The 18,855-nt window shown below is 36.8% G+C and carries 16 protein-coding genes; 2 read left to right on the top strand and 14 right to left on the bottom strand.

The genetic code is table 11. From position 1 onward, the window contains the following. Window positions 1-139: 139 nt before the first annotated feature. The 12 genes from E2R53_RS21070 to E2R53_RS21125 all read right to left on the bottom strand — a co-directional run bounded on the left by E2R53_RS21070 (window position 140) and on the right by E2R53_RS21125 (window position 15,062). Window positions 140-1,114 (bottom strand): homoserine kinase, encoded by a 975-nt coding sequence (locus tag E2R53_RS21070; protein WP_133313682.1) that lies wholly within the window; start codon window positions 1,112-1,114, stop codon window positions 140-142. 396 nt (window positions 1,115-1,510) lie between these two features. Then, window positions 1,511-2,404: an aminoglycoside phosphotransferase family protein gene (locus E2R53_RS21075; protein ID WP_133313683.1), complete on the bottom strand. Its 894-nt coding sequence runs from the start codon at window positions 2,402-2,404 to the stop codon at window positions 1,511-1,513. A gap of 272 nt (window positions 2,405-2,676) precedes the next feature. Next, complete coding sequence (gene manA / locus E2R53_RS21080) at window positions 2,677-3,627, bottom strand: mannose-6-phosphate isomerase, class I (protein WP_165971066.1); 951 nt, start codon at window positions 3,625-3,627, stop codon at window positions 2,677-2,679. 16 nt (window positions 3,628-3,643) lie between these two features. Further along, window positions 3,644-4,516, bottom strand: coding sequence for an ROK family protein (locus E2R53_RS21085; protein ID WP_133313685.1), 873 nt, complete (start codon window positions 4,514-4,516; stop codon window positions 3,644-3,646). A 202-nt stretch (window positions 4,517-4,718) separates the two neighbouring features. After that, window positions 4,719-5,711 carry a zinc-dependent alcohol dehydrogenase family protein gene (locus tag E2R53_RS21090; protein WP_133313686.1) on the bottom strand — a complete coding sequence of 331 codons (993 nt, stop codon included), beginning with the start codon at window positions 5,709-5,711 and terminating at the stop codon, window positions 4,719-4,721. Further along, complete coding sequence (locus E2R53_RS21095; RefSeq protein ID WP_133313687.1) at window positions 5,708-8,230, bottom strand: beta-mannosidase; 2,523 nt, start codon at window positions 8,228-8,230, stop codon at window positions 5,708-5,710. The genes E2R53_RS21090 and E2R53_RS21095 overlap by 4 nt, the downstream gene beginning before the upstream one ends. A gap of 158 nt (window positions 8,231-8,388) precedes the next feature. Beyond that, window positions 8,389-9,453: a BtaManbiosPhlase gene (locus E2R53_RS21100; RefSeq protein ID WP_133313688.1), complete on the bottom strand. Its 1,065-nt coding sequence runs from the start codon at window positions 9,451-9,453 to the stop codon at window positions 8,389-8,391. Further along, the gene (locus E2R53_RS21105) at window positions 9,450-10,415 is read right to left on the bottom strand and encodes an MTP-1 family protein (RefSeq protein WP_133313713.1); all 966 of its coding nucleotides are present in this window, start codon (window positions 10,413-10,415) and stop codon (window positions 9,450-9,452) included. The genes E2R53_RS21100 and E2R53_RS21105 overlap by 4 nt, the downstream gene beginning before the upstream one ends. Further along, window positions 10,405-12,027 (bottom strand): glycoside hydrolase family 13 protein, encoded by a 1,623-nt coding sequence (locus E2R53_RS21110; protein ID WP_133313689.1) that lies wholly within the window; start codon window positions 12,025-12,027, stop codon window positions 10,405-10,407. The genes E2R53_RS21105 and E2R53_RS21110 overlap by 11 nt, the downstream gene beginning before the upstream one ends. A 23-nt stretch (window positions 12,028-12,050) precedes the next feature. Further along, window positions 12,051-12,881, bottom strand: coding sequence for a carbohydrate ABC transporter permease (locus tag E2R53_RS21115; protein ID WP_133313690.1), 831 nt, complete (start codon window positions 12,879-12,881; stop codon window positions 12,051-12,053). Further along, window positions 12,868-13,746: a carbohydrate ABC transporter permease gene (locus E2R53_RS21120; RefSeq protein WP_133313691.1), complete on the bottom strand. Its 879-nt coding sequence runs from the start codon at window positions 13,744-13,746 to the stop codon at window positions 12,868-12,870. Before E2R53_RS21120 ends, E2R53_RS21115 begins: the two co-directional genes overlap by 14 nt. Then, entirely contained in the window at window positions 13,746-15,062 is a 1,317-nt protein-coding gene (locus E2R53_RS21125; protein WP_133313714.1) for an extracellular solute-binding protein, read from the bottom strand. Before E2R53_RS21125 ends, E2R53_RS21120 begins: the two co-directional genes overlap by 1 nt. A gap of 438 nt (window positions 15,063-15,500) precedes the next feature. On the opposite strand from E2R53_RS21125, the gene E2R53_RS21130 reads away from it, so the two are divergent. Beyond that, complete coding sequence (locus E2R53_RS21130; RefSeq protein WP_133313692.1) at window positions 15,501-16,517, top strand: substrate-binding domain-containing protein; 1,017 nt, start codon at window positions 15,501-15,503, stop codon at window positions 16,515-16,517. Window positions 16,518-16,883: 366 nt separating this feature from the next. Here the strand turns inward: E2R53_RS21130 and E2R53_RS21135 are convergent, their stop codons facing one another. Together E2R53_RS21135 and E2R53_RS23715 are read right to left on the bottom strand one after the other, a co-directional pair. After that, complete coding sequence (locus tag E2R53_RS21135; protein ID WP_133313693.1) at window positions 16,884-17,129, bottom strand: hypothetical protein; 246 nt, start codon at window positions 17,127-17,129, stop codon at window positions 16,884-16,886. A 394-nt stretch (window positions 17,130-17,523) separates the two neighbouring features. Then, window positions 17,524-17,616 (bottom strand): putative holin-like toxin, encoded by a 93-nt coding sequence (locus tag E2R53_RS23715; protein ID WP_243551443.1) that lies wholly within the window; start codon window positions 17,614-17,616, stop codon window positions 17,524-17,526. Window positions 17,617-17,989: 373 nt separating this feature from the next. Here E2R53_RS23715 and E2R53_RS21140 point away from each other — a divergent pair, with 373 nt between their 5' ends. Then, window positions 17,990-18,532 carry an AAA family ATPase gene (locus E2R53_RS21140; protein WP_206197419.1) on the top strand — a complete coding sequence of 181 codons (543 nt, stop codon included), beginning with the start codon at window positions 17,990-17,992 and terminating at the stop codon, window positions 18,530-18,532. Window positions 18,533-18,855 lie beyond the last annotated feature (323 nt).

The raw sequence follows: 18,855 nt of genomic DNA on the forward strand, positions 1-18,855 counted from the left end.
AATTCACTTATGTTATATCCGTGATTTAATTTCGGATGGATAAATTGGCGATGTGCAAGGATCTACGCTCGTGGGATCTGGCTTTGGTTGGGGAAACGTAACAGACCTTAACAATCAAATGGGGCAAAGAGCCATTTGATTATCCGAAGAGCTTCTTATAAAAATTTTCTCTACCTAAATTATCAAGATAGTCAATTTTTCGTTTTTCGAAAAAATCCTTTACATCACCTCTTTCAAAGTACCAAATACAGTCAATTAAAATTCCGAATTTCAGTAAATCAAATAAATGTATTTTTTCAGATTCATTTAGAGGTCTACATTTAGAATATTCTAATACTACTGTCTTCGCATTACTAAAATCAAAGACATCGTCTTCTAAACTGAATTTATCCCAAGTATCCCAATCAAAGGTAGTTTTAAACGGTTCTAACATACACATAAGGTCAAATGTTAAAAATGTATAATTGGCATCATCAAAGTCTATAAGAGCCTTGAATTCATCGTGATGATAAAGGATATTGGAGATATGAAAGTCACAATGACAAATACCCTTTGGTAAAGAGCTTGGAAGGACTAGCTGATTCAGTTGATATCTGTACCACTTAAGTTTTTCTTGAGAATTTAATGTATTTATCTTTTCAGCACTTTCCTGAGCTAGCTTTTCACATTGTTCAACGTTGTAATTCAATCGATACTGTGTTAAATCAGATTTATACCCTTTAGTAATATTGTGTAATTCAGCAACTTTTTCTATGAGCTGTTTTTTTTGATTATTAGTGGGATTATCTATATGCTCACCCTCAATAAAACTAAATACAACATAAGGCTTATCATTATAGATACCAATGAAATGTCCATAATTATTACATAATGGAGTGGGACACGGATATTTTTTCTCTTGTAAATAGTTTATTAAGTTAATTTCAAATAAAACAGATTCTGTTGTACGATTTTCATAATATCTAAAAACAAGTTTATTGGTTGTTGTCTTAATAAAAAAATTAGTCTGTACTGTACCCTTGGTAATTGGGTTAGAGTATACAAGTTCACCCAAGTTGTAATTTGAAAGAATGTTTTTAAAGTTATTTGATGAAAAATTTGTTTTAACTGCCATCGCTTATTTCTCCTAATGAGATTAATTTCTGTTACTATGCTACCTACGTAAATGTTATAAAATGAAGTTTAGTTATCTATCAGGGACAAATGACAATGATTTATCTTATCTTACTATTATATAGCTCAAATGTATTGATTAGGTACATTGTACACCCATAAAGATGATTTATTCCTTTCCTTTATAGACATTCTTGTTATACTAACATTTTTCTATATTTGCATACAGAAAAGCTGCCTTAAAGACAGCACTAATCTTCAGCTTATGCACCCTTTAATGGAATAAGAATAAGCTTCTATTAAATTGTTTAGTTCAACAAATATGTTTAATGAAAACAGCTATAAGCCCCCTTAACTGAATAATAAATATCTAATCAATCGAATTTGTAATTGAATATTATTTTTTTGTTTTTTCTGATTCGTAATCATCCATGATAATTTTAATAATATTATATGATTCATCTGCAATTGCTTTGTTAGAATTTTTATTACCATTGTATGTTATTAAAGCCTTCCATACAGCCCATCCTCTTGCTCTGTTCCATGTTCCTTCGTTCATATTTAATACATTCTTGAATATCTTTCTACTATGATCATCAAAAAATGTCCATGCCATAGCAGCATCACAAGAAGGGTCTCCTACACCCAATATTCCGAAATCAATAACCGCACAAAGCTTTCCATCTTTAACCAGTATATTTCCTGGTGCAATATCACCATGAACCCAAACTGGATCTGAATCCCATTTAGAATCTAATGCCAGTTCCCAAATTTCTTTCAAGCATTGTTCATTAAAAGAATCTTTATTATTATCAATTGCATCTCTAGTCTCTTCATCGTATACAGATATAGGTCCACCTCTATAAAAATTATGCTTTCCAGCTAATGGACCTCCACTAGCATCAATAGACTGTAATTTAATTAAAAATGTCCCCAAGTCTCTTGCAAATTGATTAAGATCATTAATTTTCTTAAGAGACAATGTCTCTCCCTCTAACCACTTGTTGATAGACCAAGACCAGGGATATTCTTCACTAGGATTACCTTTAGCTAAGGGTGTAGATATTGGTAAAGAAAGGTCTTTAGCTAATATTGGTAGCCATCTTAATTCTTTCTCCACTTGAGTAGCATAGGATGCTGCACATGGTAACCTTACACTCATATGATCACCTAAATGAAAGGTTCTATTATCATTACCACTAAATTTGACAGCACTGATATCTAAATCAGACCATTCTGGAAATTGTTCATTTATTAATTTAATAACTAAATCGACGTTGATATTATGCATTAAATACCTCCAAAATATTAATTATCAATAATCCACAGCCTTTTAACCCTTTAGTCTTTTTGACAATCCAGATACATCTTGAATAATTATCCAGACATAGAGTCAGCTCCATGCCCTGTTCTTATACTCTTCGCCAACCACTCATTGACCTGCCTTATTTTGAAAACCTACGGAACACAACAATTTTTGCGAACACTTAATAAAAAAAAGTAAAGGAACCAGAGCGATTAATTCTGGTTCCATTTATCAATCTTCGACAACATTTGTAATGCTTACGGATGGGAAACAATCAATTCACAATCCCCATCTAATTCAAATTCTCCTAATCCCACTGGAATTATGAAATGTGTTCCTTTATTAAGAGAATATTTCTCACCATTGTGAACTAGGGTTCCGTCACCCTTGATCACACTTAGAAGCATATATTGATCATTAAATGAAAGAGTAACCTTCCCTTCTATGTCCCACTTGTACACTGAGAAAAATTCTGATTCTATAAACGTGGTAGTCGTCATATTCTCATGCTTCTGAACTTTAGGCGCAACCCCAGAGTCGTGATGTGGCACAGTTGTCACATCAATCGCTTTTTCTAAATGAAGATCTCGCAATTTGCCCTCTGTATCTCTACGATTGTAATCGTACACTCTGTAGGTTGTGTCAGAGCTTTGCTGTGTTTCTAATACAAGAGTGCCTTCACATAATGCATGGATAGTTCCGCTTGGTACATAGAAAAAATCACCAGGCTTGATTTTCACTCTGCCCAGTAGTACGTTCCAATTACCTAAATTAATTTGTTGGATTAATTCTTCTTTTGTTTTTGCATTGTGGCCGAAGATCATGTCGGCTCCTTCTTTGCAGTCAAGGATATACCAGCATTCTGTTTTACCAAGTTCTCCACTTTCGTGTTCCTTAGCATAGGAATCCTCTGGATGGACCTGAACGGATAAATCCATGTTTGCATCCAATATCTTCGTCAATAGCGGAAAAACTTCTTCCTTCGGGTTACCAAAAAGCTCTGGGTTCTCACGCCATAGCTCGTCCAACGCCATGCCAGCATATGGACCATTTTCTATGATAGAAGGTCCATTTGGATGAGCGGAAATTGCCCAGCATTCCCCTGTTTTATTATTTGGAATATCGTAATCAAATTCTGTTTGTAAGGCTGTTCCACCCCAAATTCGTTCTTTAAAAACTGGTTTTAAAAATAAAGGTTGCACTTTAATTCCTCCTGAAGTAGTTTTAACTTTGGTTTTCCATTAGAAATGCTCGATGTGCAAGCATAAGGGCTCCAGTAATTCCTGCATTATCCCCTAAACCTGGACGAACAATATACTCAGAAAGCTCAGGTAAAACAACATACTCGTTAACTAGTTCTTTTAAATACTTGTAAATATTAGTGAATACTTGCTCCTGGTTCATGACTCCCCCACCAAGAATAATCCTTTTTGGTGATAAAATTAAAAGATACTGCATGAGAGCTTGGGCAATATAGTAGCCTTCCAATTCCCAAACTTCCATCCGATCAACAAGGTTAACACCTTTGTCCCCCCACCGAGCTTCAATAGCAGGTCCGGCAGCAAGACCTTCTAAGCAATCGTGATGATAAGGGCACTTTCCTTGATACTTATCATCCGGATGACGCCTCACAAGGATATGTCCCATTTCAGGGTGCGAAAGCCCTTGAAGTAGTTCCCCCTGAACAATAGCTCCTGCTCCAATTCCTGTACCAACGGTAATGTACAAGCAGCTGTCCAATCCTTTAGCAGCGCCAAAGGTTGCTTCTCCCAAGGCTGCAGCATTAACGTCTGTATTGAATCCAATTGGAACAGAAAATGAGTCTTTTAATGCTTGCACAAAAGGATAATCTTTCCACGCCGATTTAGGCGTCGACGTAATATATCCGTAAGTAGAACTATCTCGGTTTACATCGATTGGCCCAAATGAACCAATCCCAATCGCTTTAACAGGATATTTATTAAAAAAGTCATACACCTTTGGCATAGTTTCCGCTGGTACAGTGGTAGAAACCTGAATTCGATCTGAAATTTTACCATTTTCATCACCAACAGCACAAACAAACTTTGTCCCACCTGCTTCGATTGCTCCTAACATACTCAAATCCCTCCAAATGAAAATATATCCTATTATACTTCCAGATTTCCTTTTTTCTACGTTTCACTAGAACTAACCACGAGCCCCTTTTTAGGTTTTTTCCAGATAAAATATAGTGATGGAATCAGACTTGAAAATTTGAAACATCCTTTTAAACTCCTTTTGCAGTAGAGTCGGCTCTTTAGGCCGACAACTTCTGCAACTAGTGGTTAATGATCGCTTTTGAAACATTAAGATTTGGGAAGTTAGCCATTTCTTCTGAAACCTCTTCAATTGTAAAACGATGAGAAATAAGCGACCCGACATCCACCACTTTTTTCGCAATAAGTGAAATAGCTTCTTCGTGCGTAAATGGGTTCACGAACGAGCCCATTATGGAAAGCTCCTTTGAAAAAATGTCAAATGGCGAAACCGAAATCATTGTATTCGGTGCAGAAACCCCAAAAAGTAACACTTGGCCGCCCTTTGCTGCTGATTTGACAGCCAATTCCATGCTCTCACGTCTGCCCACACATTCAATTACCACGTCTGCCTCTAACTTTCCAGCATTCATTGGATGGATCACTTCATCGGCACCCAACTCATATAGAAGCTCCCTTTTATAATCAGCAGGTTCACTTATTATGATGGATTGAACATTTTGCTGTTTCACCAATTGTAAAAATAATTGTCCAATAAAACCTCCACCAATAAGAAGTACCTTACTTAAGGATGACAAGTGAATTTTCTTAAAACCATGTAAAACACAGCCTAATGGCTCAACAAGAGCAGCCTCTTCAAACGTCATATTGTCTGGAATCTTATAACAATTAGCTCCTGGTACAACACAATACTCTCCCATTCCACCATCTCTTGTTACACCTATTGCCTGAAGATGATTACATAAATGAGCGCGGTTGCTGCGACAATACTCACATGTCCCGCAATAAATGTTCGGATCAATAGAAACACGGTCGCCTTTTTGCAAGAAAGATACTTCTGTACCTACCTCATCCACTTCTCCAGCTAATTCGTGCCCAAGAACGATCGGTGGATTGACTTCAGCAGAACCAGGATGGCCATGGTAGATATGCTGATCTGTTCCACAAATACCGCAGCTTTTTACTCTTACGATTACCTCTTTTGGGGATGGTGATCGATAGTTCCAATCCATCACTTTTATTTGCTTTGTTCCTTGTAAAACCGCTGCTTTCATAATAACGGCCCCTTTGGTTTCACACTATTAATAGCCTTGACTCTCAAAGTCTCCCAAGGTATTTCTTTTCCCTCTGCCTGCGAGACCCTAAGAGTTCTGCTCTCATGTGGAAGTAGGTCAAAGAAATTATCCTCGATTACCAATTGTTCCATATCCACTTCAATCGTTACCATCCGTGCTAGCACATTTGTGGAAACAGTCAACTCATTTTTCTCTTGGTCTATGGTGACTGTTAATTCTGAATCACCTAGTTTCAAATCCTTTTGATCGCGGAAATAATAGATGTTTTCATTGGTTTTATCATTCTTTGAGCGGATGACGAAAACAGCTTCATCTGGTTGAAGTCTGCCTAAAGCATCCTGTTCCAAAACTGCTGCCACTTGTTTCGACACATTTGGCTCAATTGAAACCATCCATTGCTTTGAAAATACTTTTTCTCCATTAAATTGATAAACAGCCAGCTCAATTTCGTCCTGATAGGTTTCTAAGCGATCATTAACAATCCAAATAGATAAATCTTTCCCTGGGATATAATCCGCCGTCAATAGAACTGGGCTGTAGAATTTTCTAGCATAATGATAGGAAGCCTTTGGCAATAAATAATAGTCGATGACCGACCAGCTTGTACCAGGCCAGCAGTCGTTAAGCTGCCAAAATAGCGCGCCGCTTGTATGTGGTTTATTCCGTCGATAATGTTCTATTCCATATTTCAATCCTTCTGCCTGCGTTAACATCGAAAAAGCAATGTATTCATCTAAATCCTTCGGAGCTCCTGTATATCCTTCCATTAACAAAATTCCTTTTGGATGATGGATATCTTTATTGCGGTACGCCATTTCTTCGCTTCCCCAGAAAAATTGATCCTTAGGGATGTTTCGCTCTAATGTATAGCGATTGGAAGAAGCGTGCATACCAAATTCACTTGCAAAGGTTGTGGTATCATTTTTAAAATGTTTAAACGACAACCCTTCGATACTGTAATCCACCGTCTGCGGCTCACCAAATGTTCTCGGCTCAATATTACCATGCCAAACTTGCCAATTATGGGTATCTCCCTGGTCTCTAGAGTTGTGGTCATTTCCTCCAAATGGGGAACTTGGCCAAAACAAGCGAGTTGGATCGAGTTCTTCTAACAATTCCGGCATTAATTCATGATAGATTTTTTCACCGTAAAAAGGATGTTGAATTTCCCCTGACGAAAACAACGCTTCATACAGCCAGTCATTTTCATTGTTACCGCACCATAAAGCCAAGCTAGGATGATTCCGAAGCTTTTTAACAACATGAATAATTTCCTCTTTGACATTAGCCATAAAGTTCATGTTGTAATCGGGATAAAGAGCACATGAAAACATAAAATCCTGCCAGACTAAAATGCCAAGTCGATTACACTCGTTATAAAACACATCTTTTTCATAGATGCCGCCGCCCCATACGCGAAGCATATTCATATTCGCGTCTTTGGACATCTTGATTAAATGCTTATAACGAGAATCCGGGACTGCTCCAATAAAACTATCAATCGGAATCCAATTAGCGCCTTTAGCAAATACCTTTTCTCCATTTAAAACAAAGGTAAAACAATGATTTCCTTCTTCATCTTTACGAAGCACTTCAATGGTTCTAATGCCGAACTCTTCTTGTCTATCATCAACTTTCACACCATCTGCAAACAACTCAACAGTTAGTAGATAAAGATGAGGCGTCCCAATGTCATGTGTCCACCATAGCTTAGGATTTTCCACTTCCAATACAGCTGTTGCTTTTTTGCGATCCACTCTAACTTTAGTTGCAAACCTTTCATCCCCATACGAAAGGTTTACATAGACTTCATAATCTTTTTCTCTCCTAAATGAATTGATTTCTAGATCCACTTCGACAATCGCTCTGTCTTGTGATATAAATTTCGTTTTCGCAAACACATTATCGATTTTGGCAAAGGGTCTTTTCTTTAAATGAACATCTTTCCAAATCCCTGCAGCAACCAAGCGCGGGCCCCAGTCCCAGCCATAGTGGCTTTGAGCTTTTCGTGTCCATATCCGTTTCTTGCTAAATCCTGACCAGTAATATTGGACCTTATCTTTTACATGAACATGTACTGGATCAAATTTTATGGCCAGAAAATTTTTCCCTCTCTTTAGTTCCCTTGCCACTTCAAAGGTGTGACTAATAAACATATTTTCTGTTGAACCTAGCTCCACACCGTTTAAATAAACCGTAGCAAACGTATCAAGTCCATCGAAAATCAACTCATAGCGGTCGTCTTTCGAAACATCATCATAGAACTCAAAAGTGTTGCGATACCACCACACCTTTTCTTCTACCCACTGACATTTGAGATCATTATGTCCGTAAAAAGGGTCCTCAATCAATTTTCGGTCTATTAAGGTTGAATGAACATCACCAGGTACAGATGCTGTCATCCAAAAATAATCAATATATTCAGGAGAAGCCACTTCCAGGTCACGAAAAGTCCCCACATCAAATTGTCTTATTTTCCAGTTTTCATTTATTTTCATAGGAACGTCACCTGCCTTGTTAATTTACATCTAAAATAAAAGGAGGATGTCTCAATAAGGCACAACTCCTCACCATTCACAATATAGTGGTATTTCAGTATATTGTGTGTTGAGGGGTATGTCCCTTTGCTTTGAGTCATCCTCACAACAAAAGCTCACTATTTAATATAAGTCATTGAATCAAGAATTTCCTGTAAGCTTAATTCAGCACAAGCCATCGATGTGTCTGCAACACCGTAAAACATTTTGACAACATCCCCTTCAACGATAGCCCCACATGAAAAGACTACATTTCCAAAGAACCCTTCTACTTCATAATCAGCTTCAGGTTCTAGAATCGGTTGATCGGAGCGAGCAATGACCTTTGTCGGATCTTCTAAATCAAGTAAAACAGCTCCCATACAATAGCGATGGTCTTTGGTTGCTCCATGGTAAAGCTCAAGCCAGCCCTTTTGCGTTTTAAAAGGAACAGCTCCTCCGCCCATACGTGCGCTATCCCACATACCTTCACGTAATCCTAGCAAATGCTTGTGATTACCCCAGTGTAGGAGATTGGTCGATTCAGCAATCCACATCTCTGGCTCTCCGACACTTTTCGGTACTGGACGATGAATGGCATAATATTTTCCGTTTATTTTTTCAGGGAAGATTAAAACATCTTTGTTTTCCGGCGCAAAAATCATCCCATGATGTTCAGTAGTTACAAAATCTTTAGTGGAAACCATTGATTCTCCAACGCCAACTGGTGAAATAGCACTAAAATAAATATAATAGGTATCTTCTATTTGTGTAATCCGCGGGTCTTCAATTCCAAAGGTTTCTAATTCATTGGATGGGTAAACAAATGGGGTATCATCAATGGTGAACTGATGACCATCTTTGCTTCGTGCAATACGTAAATACGACAAAGAAGTTAAGTACTTAAAACCTTGTTTATCGCCATTTTCCCGAATGACTCGCGGATCAGAGAAATCATAAGCAGGATCATTTAAATTAAAATCTAAAATCTCTAGTTCATTCGTTTGTGGACGATATATAGGCGCTTTTACAATATTTAAGTCTTCACTAATTGGGCGTTCAGCAACACGAAGCAGCATAATAATTTCATCATTATATGTTGCAATCCCTGCATTAAAGGCACCAATCACTTCAAAATCAGGTCGATGCGGTTTTACATGTGCTGGTGTGACCAATGGGTTCTCTTCATATCTATATACGTTCATTTTGATTTCTCCTTAATGCTGAATTTTTGCTCGTATGATAAAAACGGATCGGTTATGGTGATTTTTTGAGCTTCAGCATCACTAATACCTGCATAAAGATCAGCCGTGCCATCTGATTTTCGAACTAAACCACCACTAAACACAACATCTGCTAAGTCTGGGCGCTTCGATGGACCAGGAAGGAAATGCCTTCTTGTTGCGATTAGCTCCATATCAGAAAATGCACCTGTTTCCGGATCAATTACAAATACCATTGGATAGTAGTGGCGGCTTCCTTGCTCATCAAAAGATGCAATATGCCCAAGTACGCCTATGAGACCATTAGCTAAAAGGTGCGCTTCGTTCCCACCGCCCCATTGCTCGTCAATAAACTGGTCATCAAGTAAAGGCGCTTCGTCGATTACTTCAGTTGTCAATTCCGATAATGAAGAGATACGGGTCCAGCCAATTTTTCCTCTTCCGCCTTTTTCTCCTTGAGGTCTTGTTAATATCCCAATACTTCCATCCTTAAGCTCAACAAGTCGAAGGTCTTTCATTCCATCTGGGCCTTTAGCAAACTGTTTTAAGTTAGCAATCGATCGACCTTTATAAAAAACTGTTCGCCAGCCAAGTTTTCCTTCTAGTGTTGGATGAGGGAAAATTTGAACCCCTCCCACTACAAGCTCTCCTGCTATTTTAGTGAAAAAAGGATCTTGCAATTCAAGAACAGGTGCATTTTCTCTTGGCACCCACTCACCGTTTCTCTTGACAAAAAAATAAACATTAGAGTGTTCACTGTCACGTGATTCAACTCGTCCTGCAATCACAAGCTCTCCTTCATCTTCAAACGGTGCGCTAATATTATAGACATCATTTACACCAATACCCGAGAATACAATTTTTTCAGGATTGGTTGGTTGAGCTTTTGAAGTGAATTCCTCTAATAGCTGTTCACAAGTTTGAGCATTCCCTTTACTTAACATGTTCATCTCCTATATCCCCCTTTAGTATCATTGCTTCATTTGCTAAAATTGTTACCAAGTTCCCGCCTTCTAAGCTCGTTCGCTTTGATGAAAGCAGCATTTCTGTATCCGAGGCAAAGCAAGCAGCTATATTGAGAGATTTTGATTGATCAGAAAAATTCAAAATAACTAATATTTTTTCAAATTGATCTTTTCTGACGAAGTAGATCATTCCGTTTTCATTACGTAAAAATTCATAATTCCCTAAACCTAATGAAGAATGTACTTTTCGCAGCTTCAGCAGCCTTTTATAAAAAGAAAGCATTGAATTCAGATCATTTTGCTGGTTTTCAACATTAATTTTGTAAGCATGAGTCGGAATCGTAATCCAGGGCAGAGTCTCTGAAAACCCTACATTAGAATGTGAATTCCATTGCATCGGGGTACGTGACTTATCCCTCGATTTCTCATTAGCTACAGCTAACGCCTTCTCATGCGACTGTTTCGACTGAATTTCTAGCTCATAAGCCATTAATCCTTGGACATCCTTCATTTTCGCGATGTCATCGGTAACCCAATCCCTCATCCCGATTTCATCTCCATAATAAATGAAAGGAACACCCTTCGCCGTAAGCATCAAAGCAGCAACTAGTTTGGCTCGGTCCTCATCTCCACCAAACCTTGAAATATGCCGAGACATATCATGACTTGAAAAGAACAAGGTTGGAATTTGAGTTGGATGATAAACTTGCTCCGTTTCCGCTAATTGATTAAAAATTTTATCCGAATCAAACGCCCCAATACTCCCGATATTAAAATTAAACACAACATCTAATTTGTTAAGACCAGAATATTGTTTTAGAATCTTCAGGTCCTCGGAACCAACCTCACCAACAAGGAATTTATCGGGATACTGATGCACAAACTCAGCTATTTCAGTAATAACCGGAAAAATTCCTTCTTGGTCTTTATCATATAAGTGATTTTGTTCATTCTTTTCAACGTCATATGGATTGTCTTTGAAAGAATCATTGACCTTTAAGAAATTGATGACATCAAGCCGGAAACCATCGACTCCCTTTTCAAGCCAAAATTTCATCACATCAAACATAGCTTGTTTCACTTCAGGATTGGCCCAATTTAAATCAACCTGCTCCTTCGCAAACGCGTGGTAATAATATTGGTTTGTCGCTTCATTATATTCCCATGCAGAGCCTCCAAAGAACGATTCCCAATTGTTCGGCTCATCTCTCCAAATATACCACTCACGTTTCGGATGATCCTTTGACGATTTTGACTCTTGGAACCATTTATGATCAGTTGAGGTATGGTTCAAAACTAAATCGGCAATCACACGGATACCACGCTGATGTGCTTCCTTAATGAAGGCCTCAAAATCCTCCATCGTTCCATAATCAGGATCAATAGATTTGTATTCCGAAATGTCATAACCGTTATCGACCTTTGGTGAAGGATAAAAGGGAGTGAGCCACAGTCCATCAATCCCTAACTCTTTTAGATAGTCAAGTTTGGAGGTGATTCCAACAAAATCACCAATTCCATCGCCATTTCCATCTTTAAAGCTTGGCAAGTAGATTTCATAAAAAGTCGATTGTTTCCACCAATTAACCATTGTGTAAGAACTCCAGTCTTGGATTACTTAAGTGTAAATTGCATACCTTCTTGGAACTTTTTCGCGAAAAGCAAGAAAATAATTAAGATTGGCATTGTTAATATAACAGATGCGGCATACAACGGGCCTGGATAACCGCCATATGGACCGAACATTTGAGATAAAAGGACATTCAGCGTTAGCATGTCGTCACTCTTCGCAACTAACATATCCCACAATAGCTCTGTCCATCTTTCCATAAACAGGAATAAGAAAATAACAGTAGTAATCGATTTTGACATTGGCAGGACGACTTTGAACATAATTTGCCATTCGTTTGCACCATCTAATTTTGCGGCTTCAATAAACGTGTCTGGAATCGCCTTGAAAAAGTTCGTATACATAAATACAGCCCATAGACTCATTGCTTTCGGCAAAATCATTCCCCAATATGAGTCATACATTCCGATTCTTTGAATGACAAGGAACGTTGGGATTAGCAATATAATCGCCGGAAAGAACATTTGAAATAAAATAAAGTTATTAATGGTGTCTCTCCCTTTAAACGGAATTTTCGCTAGTGCATATGCAACCATTACCGCAGAGACCATCATTAACAAAGTAGAACCAGTAGAGACGATAAAACTGTTAAAAAACGCATTGATCCATGGTCTTGGAATTAATGCTTCTCCTCCGCCTAACAGCCATTGATACGATTTCAAAGAGTATTCTGTCGGAATCAGCTTCTTATCTACTTGATTCCAATCAGCAAAAGAATTTAGCACCATATAAATATACGGAAAGATCATAATCAGTAAGAGAACAATGGCAATTAGATAACGTGACCATAATCCATTCTTCTTAGCTCCACCCATATCGTTTTCCCCACATTTCTAAGAGTTTTCGAATGATAAAAATCGAAATAAACGTTACAACGGAAGCAATAATCGCAATCGCTGAAGCATAACCTGCTTGAAGATTTGAGAACGCTCTTGTAAAAATCTCCATTTGCCATGTATTGGTTGCAAAATTTGGTCCCCCGCCTGTTAATTGGTAAACCTCAGTGAAAATGCCAAACGTAACACCAATCGATAAAATTAAAACCGTAAATAAAGCAGGATAAAGGAGCGGAAAGGTAATTTTCCAAAAACGCTGCCAACCATTTACCCCATCAATCATCGCCGCTTCATATACTTCCTTATTAATGCTCTCAAACCCGGAAGTCAAAATCAGTGCATAGTACCCTGTAAATTTCCAGGCGATAATCACCGCTACAACAAAGAGTGCTCCAAATGGTGAACCAAGCCAGTTAATATCTAAGCCAAAGGCGTTTCGTAAAAATTCATTAATCGGACTGTTGTAAGATAATAAACCTTTTATGATGAGTGAGGAAACAACCCCTGATGCTAAGTAAGGCAGGAAAAATCCAATTAAAAACAGTCCTTTGAATTTAGGTAATCCCTGAACGATAAGGGCAACAATGATTGAAGAAGCAATAACTAATGGCACAAAAACAGCCATAAATTTAAAGGTTACGAAAAATGCACTTTGGACACCAGCACTTCGAAAAGCCTCTTCATAATTTTCTAAGCCAACAAAACTAAAAGTTGGTGCAATTAAATTCCAATCAGTCACAGATAAAAACAGTGACCACACGAGAGGTATTAGAAAGAAAACGATTGCATATAAAAGATAAGGACTGGCAAAAAGCCAGCCCATCCTTCCTTGTTTTGTGCTCATTATTTCAGAGCCCCCTCAATGGCCTCTTTCATATCCTTCCAAGCAGTTTTTGGATCTTTCTCACCTTTTACAACTGGATTGAAAGCATGTTGACCAATAAACGTTTGAATATCATTATATTTAGCGTTATCCATTGGCGGTATCGCATTTGGAACGGCTGCTGCATATGGTTGTAATGCTGGATTTTTATCAAGGAACGCCTTAAATGTTTCATTTGTTGTTAAATCGTCACGTGCTGGCGGTAAGTTCGTCTTTTCAAGCCATTTCAAATCATTTTCAGGGTTTGAGTAAACCCAGTTAATGAATTTCATAGCTGCCTTTTGTTGCTCTTTCGTTGCTGAAGCGTAAACAACTAATCCTTTTGTATCAGCAAATGTTTTAACTTCTTTTGGATCCATGTCATCTGGAACAGGAGGTGGGGTTAATGTATAAGTTTCGTTATATTTCATTTCTGGAAATTTTTCTGCCCAGTATGGAATAGTCCAAGGACCAACATCTACGAAAATCCCTAAACCAGATTCAAACGGGTCTTTTGACTGCCTTGTTAATAAAGCGTCTGCTTGATTTAAATCATCCATAAATCCTAGTACTTGCATACCCGCTTTTTCATCGCCTGTAAATTTAGTACCTTCAACAAACTTGTTACCATCTGATGCCGCATTATACAACATGAAGAAGTCGAACCATCTCTTCCAAGCTGTTGGATCAGCAAGGTCTGCTTTTGCCCACACATACTTATCAGGATATTTTTCTTTTAATTTCTTAGCCACATCTAACATTTCACTGTAAGTTTTTGGCGGTTCGTTATATCCAAGTTCTTTTAAAATGTCTAATCTCCAACCAAACAACATCGCATTTGAGTAAATTGGTAATACATATTGGTGGCCGTCTGCAAATTCCCAGCCCTTCATTGTATTATCCATCTTACGGCTTTCTTTTACTTTATCCCATCCATCTAATTCATCTAAAGGTACAAGGGCTTTACTATCTGCTAACTGAGCTGCAAAACCACGGTTAATGTTTTCCGACATTGTAGGTGCACTATCACCAGCAATCGCAGATTGAATACCTGCTTCAGAAGTTGGGCTTTCCTTCATTGGACTAACATTCACTTTTATTTCAGGATTTTCTTTTGTAAATTCTTCCGCTACTTCCTTCCAATACACTTGCTGTGTTGGGTTTGGAGCAGCCCAAAATTCAATCGTTGTTACCCCATCTTTGGTGCCGCTGTTTTGTTCTTTATTACCTGTACTACAGGCAGCAAGCCCGGAAACAGTAAGTGAAGCTGCAAACAAGATCGATGCTACTTTTTTCATCTTCATTCCAAATTCCTCCAATTACTAATTATCTTTTCCATACTTCACAACAAATAGTATTTCCCTAAAGGGTAACACTATATAAATCTAATAAAAAAAATGGTAACGCTGTCATTTCTTTTCAAAATTGTATTTATGCATCTAACTAAATGTAAAAAAAGTTGTTTTTACTAATCCCCCGTCTCTCAACAATGATAGATACAATTACAAAAACAAATAATAATCGTTAAATAACGTTATATTAACCTTGTAAAATGATTATCACACCTAATATCGGTAATGTCAATTACTAAGTCGACAAATTTATATAATTTTTCTGTTATATTTTGAAATGACGCTATTGCATTTCCTGATTTGTAACGTTACAATAAAATTACTAAAACTACTTAATGTTGCTTAATAAGTACGAAAATAGTCCAAAGGAGAACGTTAATATATATGAAAAAAAAAGTGACGATGCAGGATATAGCGGATCGCCTAAACATCTCGAAAAACTCTGTTTCTCAAGCTTTAACTGGAAAACCCGGAGTTAGCGAAGTGACAAGAACGCTTGTACAAAATACAGCAAATGAATTAGGTTATGACTATCCAAATAGTCGAAAACAAAAACTAGCGGATAAAAAGATGTCCAGCAATATCGCGTTAATCGCTTCTGATTATGCTTTTTCACTTAAAAGCTTTTTTGGTGAAATATACCTAAGTAGTGAAAAAGAAGTTCGGGCTCGTGGCATGAATTTATTTATTGAACCGATTGATAATGAATCTAAAAAGAATCTAACTTTACCTTCCGTATTATCGAATCACGATATTGATGGAATTTTAATTTTATCTCATATTAGTACAGAATATATTTCGAAAATTATTAGTACAGGCATCCCTACTGTTTTAATTGATCATCACTCACCATATCTAAAGGCTGATTCAATTTTAACAAACAATCGCTTTGGGGCGTTTACAGCTGTAGAACATTTAATCCATTTAGGACATCTTGATATAGCGTTTGTGGGCAATGTTGACATTTCTCCAAGCTATCAAGAAAGATTTGAAGGATACTTACTTGCTTTAAAAAAGCATGGGATAAAACCTAATGAAAACTTAATGTTAACAAACGTACAGGAAAATCAAGATGAAATCAGTTTATTCCTGGATAACCTTCAGGACCAGCCTTCAGCATGGTTTTGTGTGAACGATGGTCTTGGTTTTCTTGTTTCATCCGTTTTACAGCAAAGAGGATTCAAAATACCTGAGAATGTATCTATATGCAGCTTTGACAATGGACAATTATCACAAATTTTAACCCCAAAGATTACAACAATGGATATTGATTTAAGTTACTATGGTAAAAAGGCAGTGGAACAGCTTTGTTGGAGAATGGAAAACAAAGAGGATCCGATTCAGGAGATCTTGTTACCAACGAAGTTAATTATTAGAGAGTCTACTTCGGAAAAACGATAAAAATTGAAAAAAGTAAGCCTATTTTTAAAAATAATGTTTACTTTTTTCTATATATTAAATCCTCATCGGAGAGTTTGACTTGATTATTGGAAAAAATAAAAAAATTCGAATAATGGGCACTTTTTATTAAGTGTCCATTATTCGAGTAGTATTTAAAAGATCTGCTCTTTTCTAATTTACTCAATTCTAAAATTATCAAGTTCTTCTTCTGTTAGTTTCAGTATGCTTTTTTCCTGTTGCCTTGCAGCAATTACCATGTCTCTAAAACGAATTTGGTTAGATACATGTCCATTATTAATCACTAAAAAAGCAAAAAAAATGCACAAGTACTTATGAAAGTATTTGTACCTATGTTTATGAGTATAGTTAAGCAATTTTCTTAAGATATACGTGATTTATAGCAATATCCATTATTGCTTCCTCAAATTCCGCATCATACATTCCTTTAACTGATTCATATAACCCTGTAATATCATTAATAAGAATCATATCAGTTAAATTTTTTCTATTATTTTTGTTATCCAAATGAATGATTAGTTTACAGTTATAACATTCAACGTCCATAACAGCATGGAATATGCCTTTAATAGTCAAATACAGCTGACCGTGCATTATTTCGCTCTTAACCATTTCAGCATTAGTAAACACAAAAACACCGCACTTTCTTATTGGTTTATATATTTTATGCGCGGCATTTCTTTAATATGATTCTTGTTCGAATCTATTGATAACTAAGCTGTAATGTTTCTAAGTGAGCCTGTTATTTTTCCATCTTTTACTTAGTGCGTATTAATAAAAAAATGACCTATGTTAAGAATTGCAAGGACGTTTAATATAATTATTTGAAGACACACCCTTTAGAAAAACTTTGCCCTTAAGGCCTTGTCATTCAGAAGTTGCTGATGGCTGAAAGTAGTTTCATAATCAAACCCCTTCTACTCTCAATTCACAATCTCGTTCTCAACTCCCTTTATTGGACAAAAAACAACACGCATTTTCAGCGTGTTCAAGAATCCTTATCTTGATCGTGAAATTTCAAAACAGCGATTACAAACATGCCAAAACTAAGCATCAAGGACAGAACTTCGAAAGTAGCCATTTATCAATCGCCTCCTTACTCCTATCCTTCCCCGAGCCAAGTTTGTCCCATACTATAGTATAGAAAAATAAATAAAGCTGCTCGCACCTATATAATTTTTTTAGCTAACGCTGTAAAGACGCTTAACTTAAAGATAAGCCGCCATTTAATTGAAGATCGTCCAACAATAATTTTTGCTGAATAGCTGAATAAAAAGTTTAAACATTGAATCCTTATTCCACAAGACTTCCTTTTACTTTAAAAGGAAGAGCTACACATCGTTAAGCAATCGCACTCGTTAGTCAAACATACGTTAATTTAACATCTAACGAGGTAATATAATTATGTGGGATATACGATAAGATTTTTTAATCAATATTTGGGATTGGGAAGGATGTTACCATTGTCAGACGAAAACAAAAAAAATATAATTTATCTCTTATCAGGTCCGCTCGGGGTTGGGAAATCAACAACTTCAAAAAAACTTGCTCAAACTGTTAAAAAGTGCGTCCTTCTTGAGGGTGACTGTATACTACATATGTTTGAACACGGATCAAGAGCATCATGGGAGGACCGGTTAAGTCTCACTTGGGAGAATATCCTTGCTTTAACGAGGAATTTTATTCAACATGACTTCAATGTCGTGATTGACTTTGTTGTAGAAGATGAACTTGAGTGGTTTTGTAAACATATATCAGATTTACAGGTAACATTGAAATATATCGTATTAAGAGCAGATAAAGAAAAACTAAGAGAACGTTTACGTATAAGGGGAGATTACGATTCATTAGAACGCTCTTTGTTTTTATTAAACAAACTGGAATCAGCACCCTCAAATAAAAAATTTATATACGATAATACGCTAAGAAATACAGCAGAGATAGTAGATGTAATCATTAACGACACTAGATTTATTGTTAATATTAAAACGAGTTAGTATTGAGATAACGATTAAAAATATGATCATAAGAAAAAGGAGAACAAGAAACAGCTAAGCTCTGAACAGGAAAGAGCAATGCTTTTGTACTGATGAAATTAAAAGATTATTGGATCACTTAATATGAGAAAGAACTATCTGGATTAAATCTTACTTCTTTTTTAAACACAAAAAGAGAGATATCTCCATTATTAGCATGCTGCAACGGATGGTGTATTGACCCCATTTTTATATCTACCTTTATTTTAAACAGGGTGCCAAAAAGTTAGAGCTTTTTGCACCCTTCTCCTGTTATTGTAACTACTGTTCCTGCGCTTTTGAAA

The organism is Peribacillus frigoritolerans (assembly GCF_004358755.1).
Taxonomy (GTDB): Bacteria; Bacillota; Bacilli; order Bacillales; family Bacillaceae; genus Bacillus_P.

Bases quoted from the DNA above. Each gene is read 5' to 3' on its own strand.
- E2R53_RS21070 (WP_133313682.1), bottom strand. From the start codon at position 1,114: ATGGCAGTTAAAACAAATTTTTCATCAAATAACTTTAAAAACATTCTT.
- E2R53_RS21075 (WP_133313683.1), bottom strand. From the start codon at position 2,404: ATGCATAATATCAACGTCGATTTAGTTATTAAATTAATAAATGAACAA.
- E2R53_RS21085 (WP_133313685.1), bottom strand. From the start codon at position 4,516: ATGTTAGGAGCAATCGAAGCAGGTGGGACAAAGTTTGTTTGTGCTGTT.
- E2R53_RS21090 (WP_133313686.1), bottom strand. From the start codon at position 5,711: ATGAAAGCAGCGGTTTTACAAGGAACAAAGCAAATAAAAGTGATGGAT.
- E2R53_RS21095 (WP_133313687.1), bottom strand. From the start codon at position 8,230: ATGAAAATAAATGAAAACTGGAAAATAAGACAATTTGATGTGGGGACT.
- E2R53_RS21100 (WP_133313688.1), bottom strand. From the start codon at position 9,453: ATGAACGTATATAGATATGAAGAGAACCCATTGGTCACACCAGCACAT.
- E2R53_RS21105 (WP_133313713.1), bottom strand. From the start codon at position 10,415: ATGTTAAGTAAAGGGAATGCTCAAACTTGTGAACAGCTATTAGAGGAA.
- E2R53_RS21110 (WP_133313689.1), bottom strand. From the start codon at position 12,027: ATGGTTAATTGGTGGAAACAATCGACTTTTTATGAAATCTACTTGCCA.
- E2R53_RS21115 (WP_133313690.1), bottom strand. From the start codon at position 12,881: ATGGGTGGAGCTAAGAAGAATGGATTATGGTCACGTTATCTAATTGCC.
- E2R53_RS21120 (WP_133313691.1), bottom strand. From the start codon at position 13,746: ATGAGCACAAAACAAGGAAGGATGGGCTGGCTTTTTGCCAGTCCTTAT.
- E2R53_RS21125 (WP_133313714.1), bottom strand. From the start codon at position 15,062: ATGAAAAAAGTAGCATCGATCTTGTTTGCAGCTTCACTTACTGTTTCC.
- E2R53_RS21130 (WP_133313692.1), top strand. From the start codon at position 15,501: ATGAAAAAAAAAGTGACGATGCAGGATATAGCGGATCGCCTAAACATC.
- E2R53_RS21135 (WP_133313693.1), bottom strand. From the start codon at position 17,129: ATGCACGGTCAGCTGTATTTGACTATTAAAGGCATATTCCATGCTGTT.
- E2R53_RS23715 (WP_243551443.1), bottom strand. From the start codon at position 17,616: ATGGCTACTTTCGAAGTTCTGTCCTTGATGCTTAGTTTTGGCATGTTT.
- E2R53_RS21140 (WP_206197419.1), top strand. From the start codon at position 17,990: ATGTTACCATTGTCAGACGAAAACAAAAAAAATATAATTTATCTCTTA.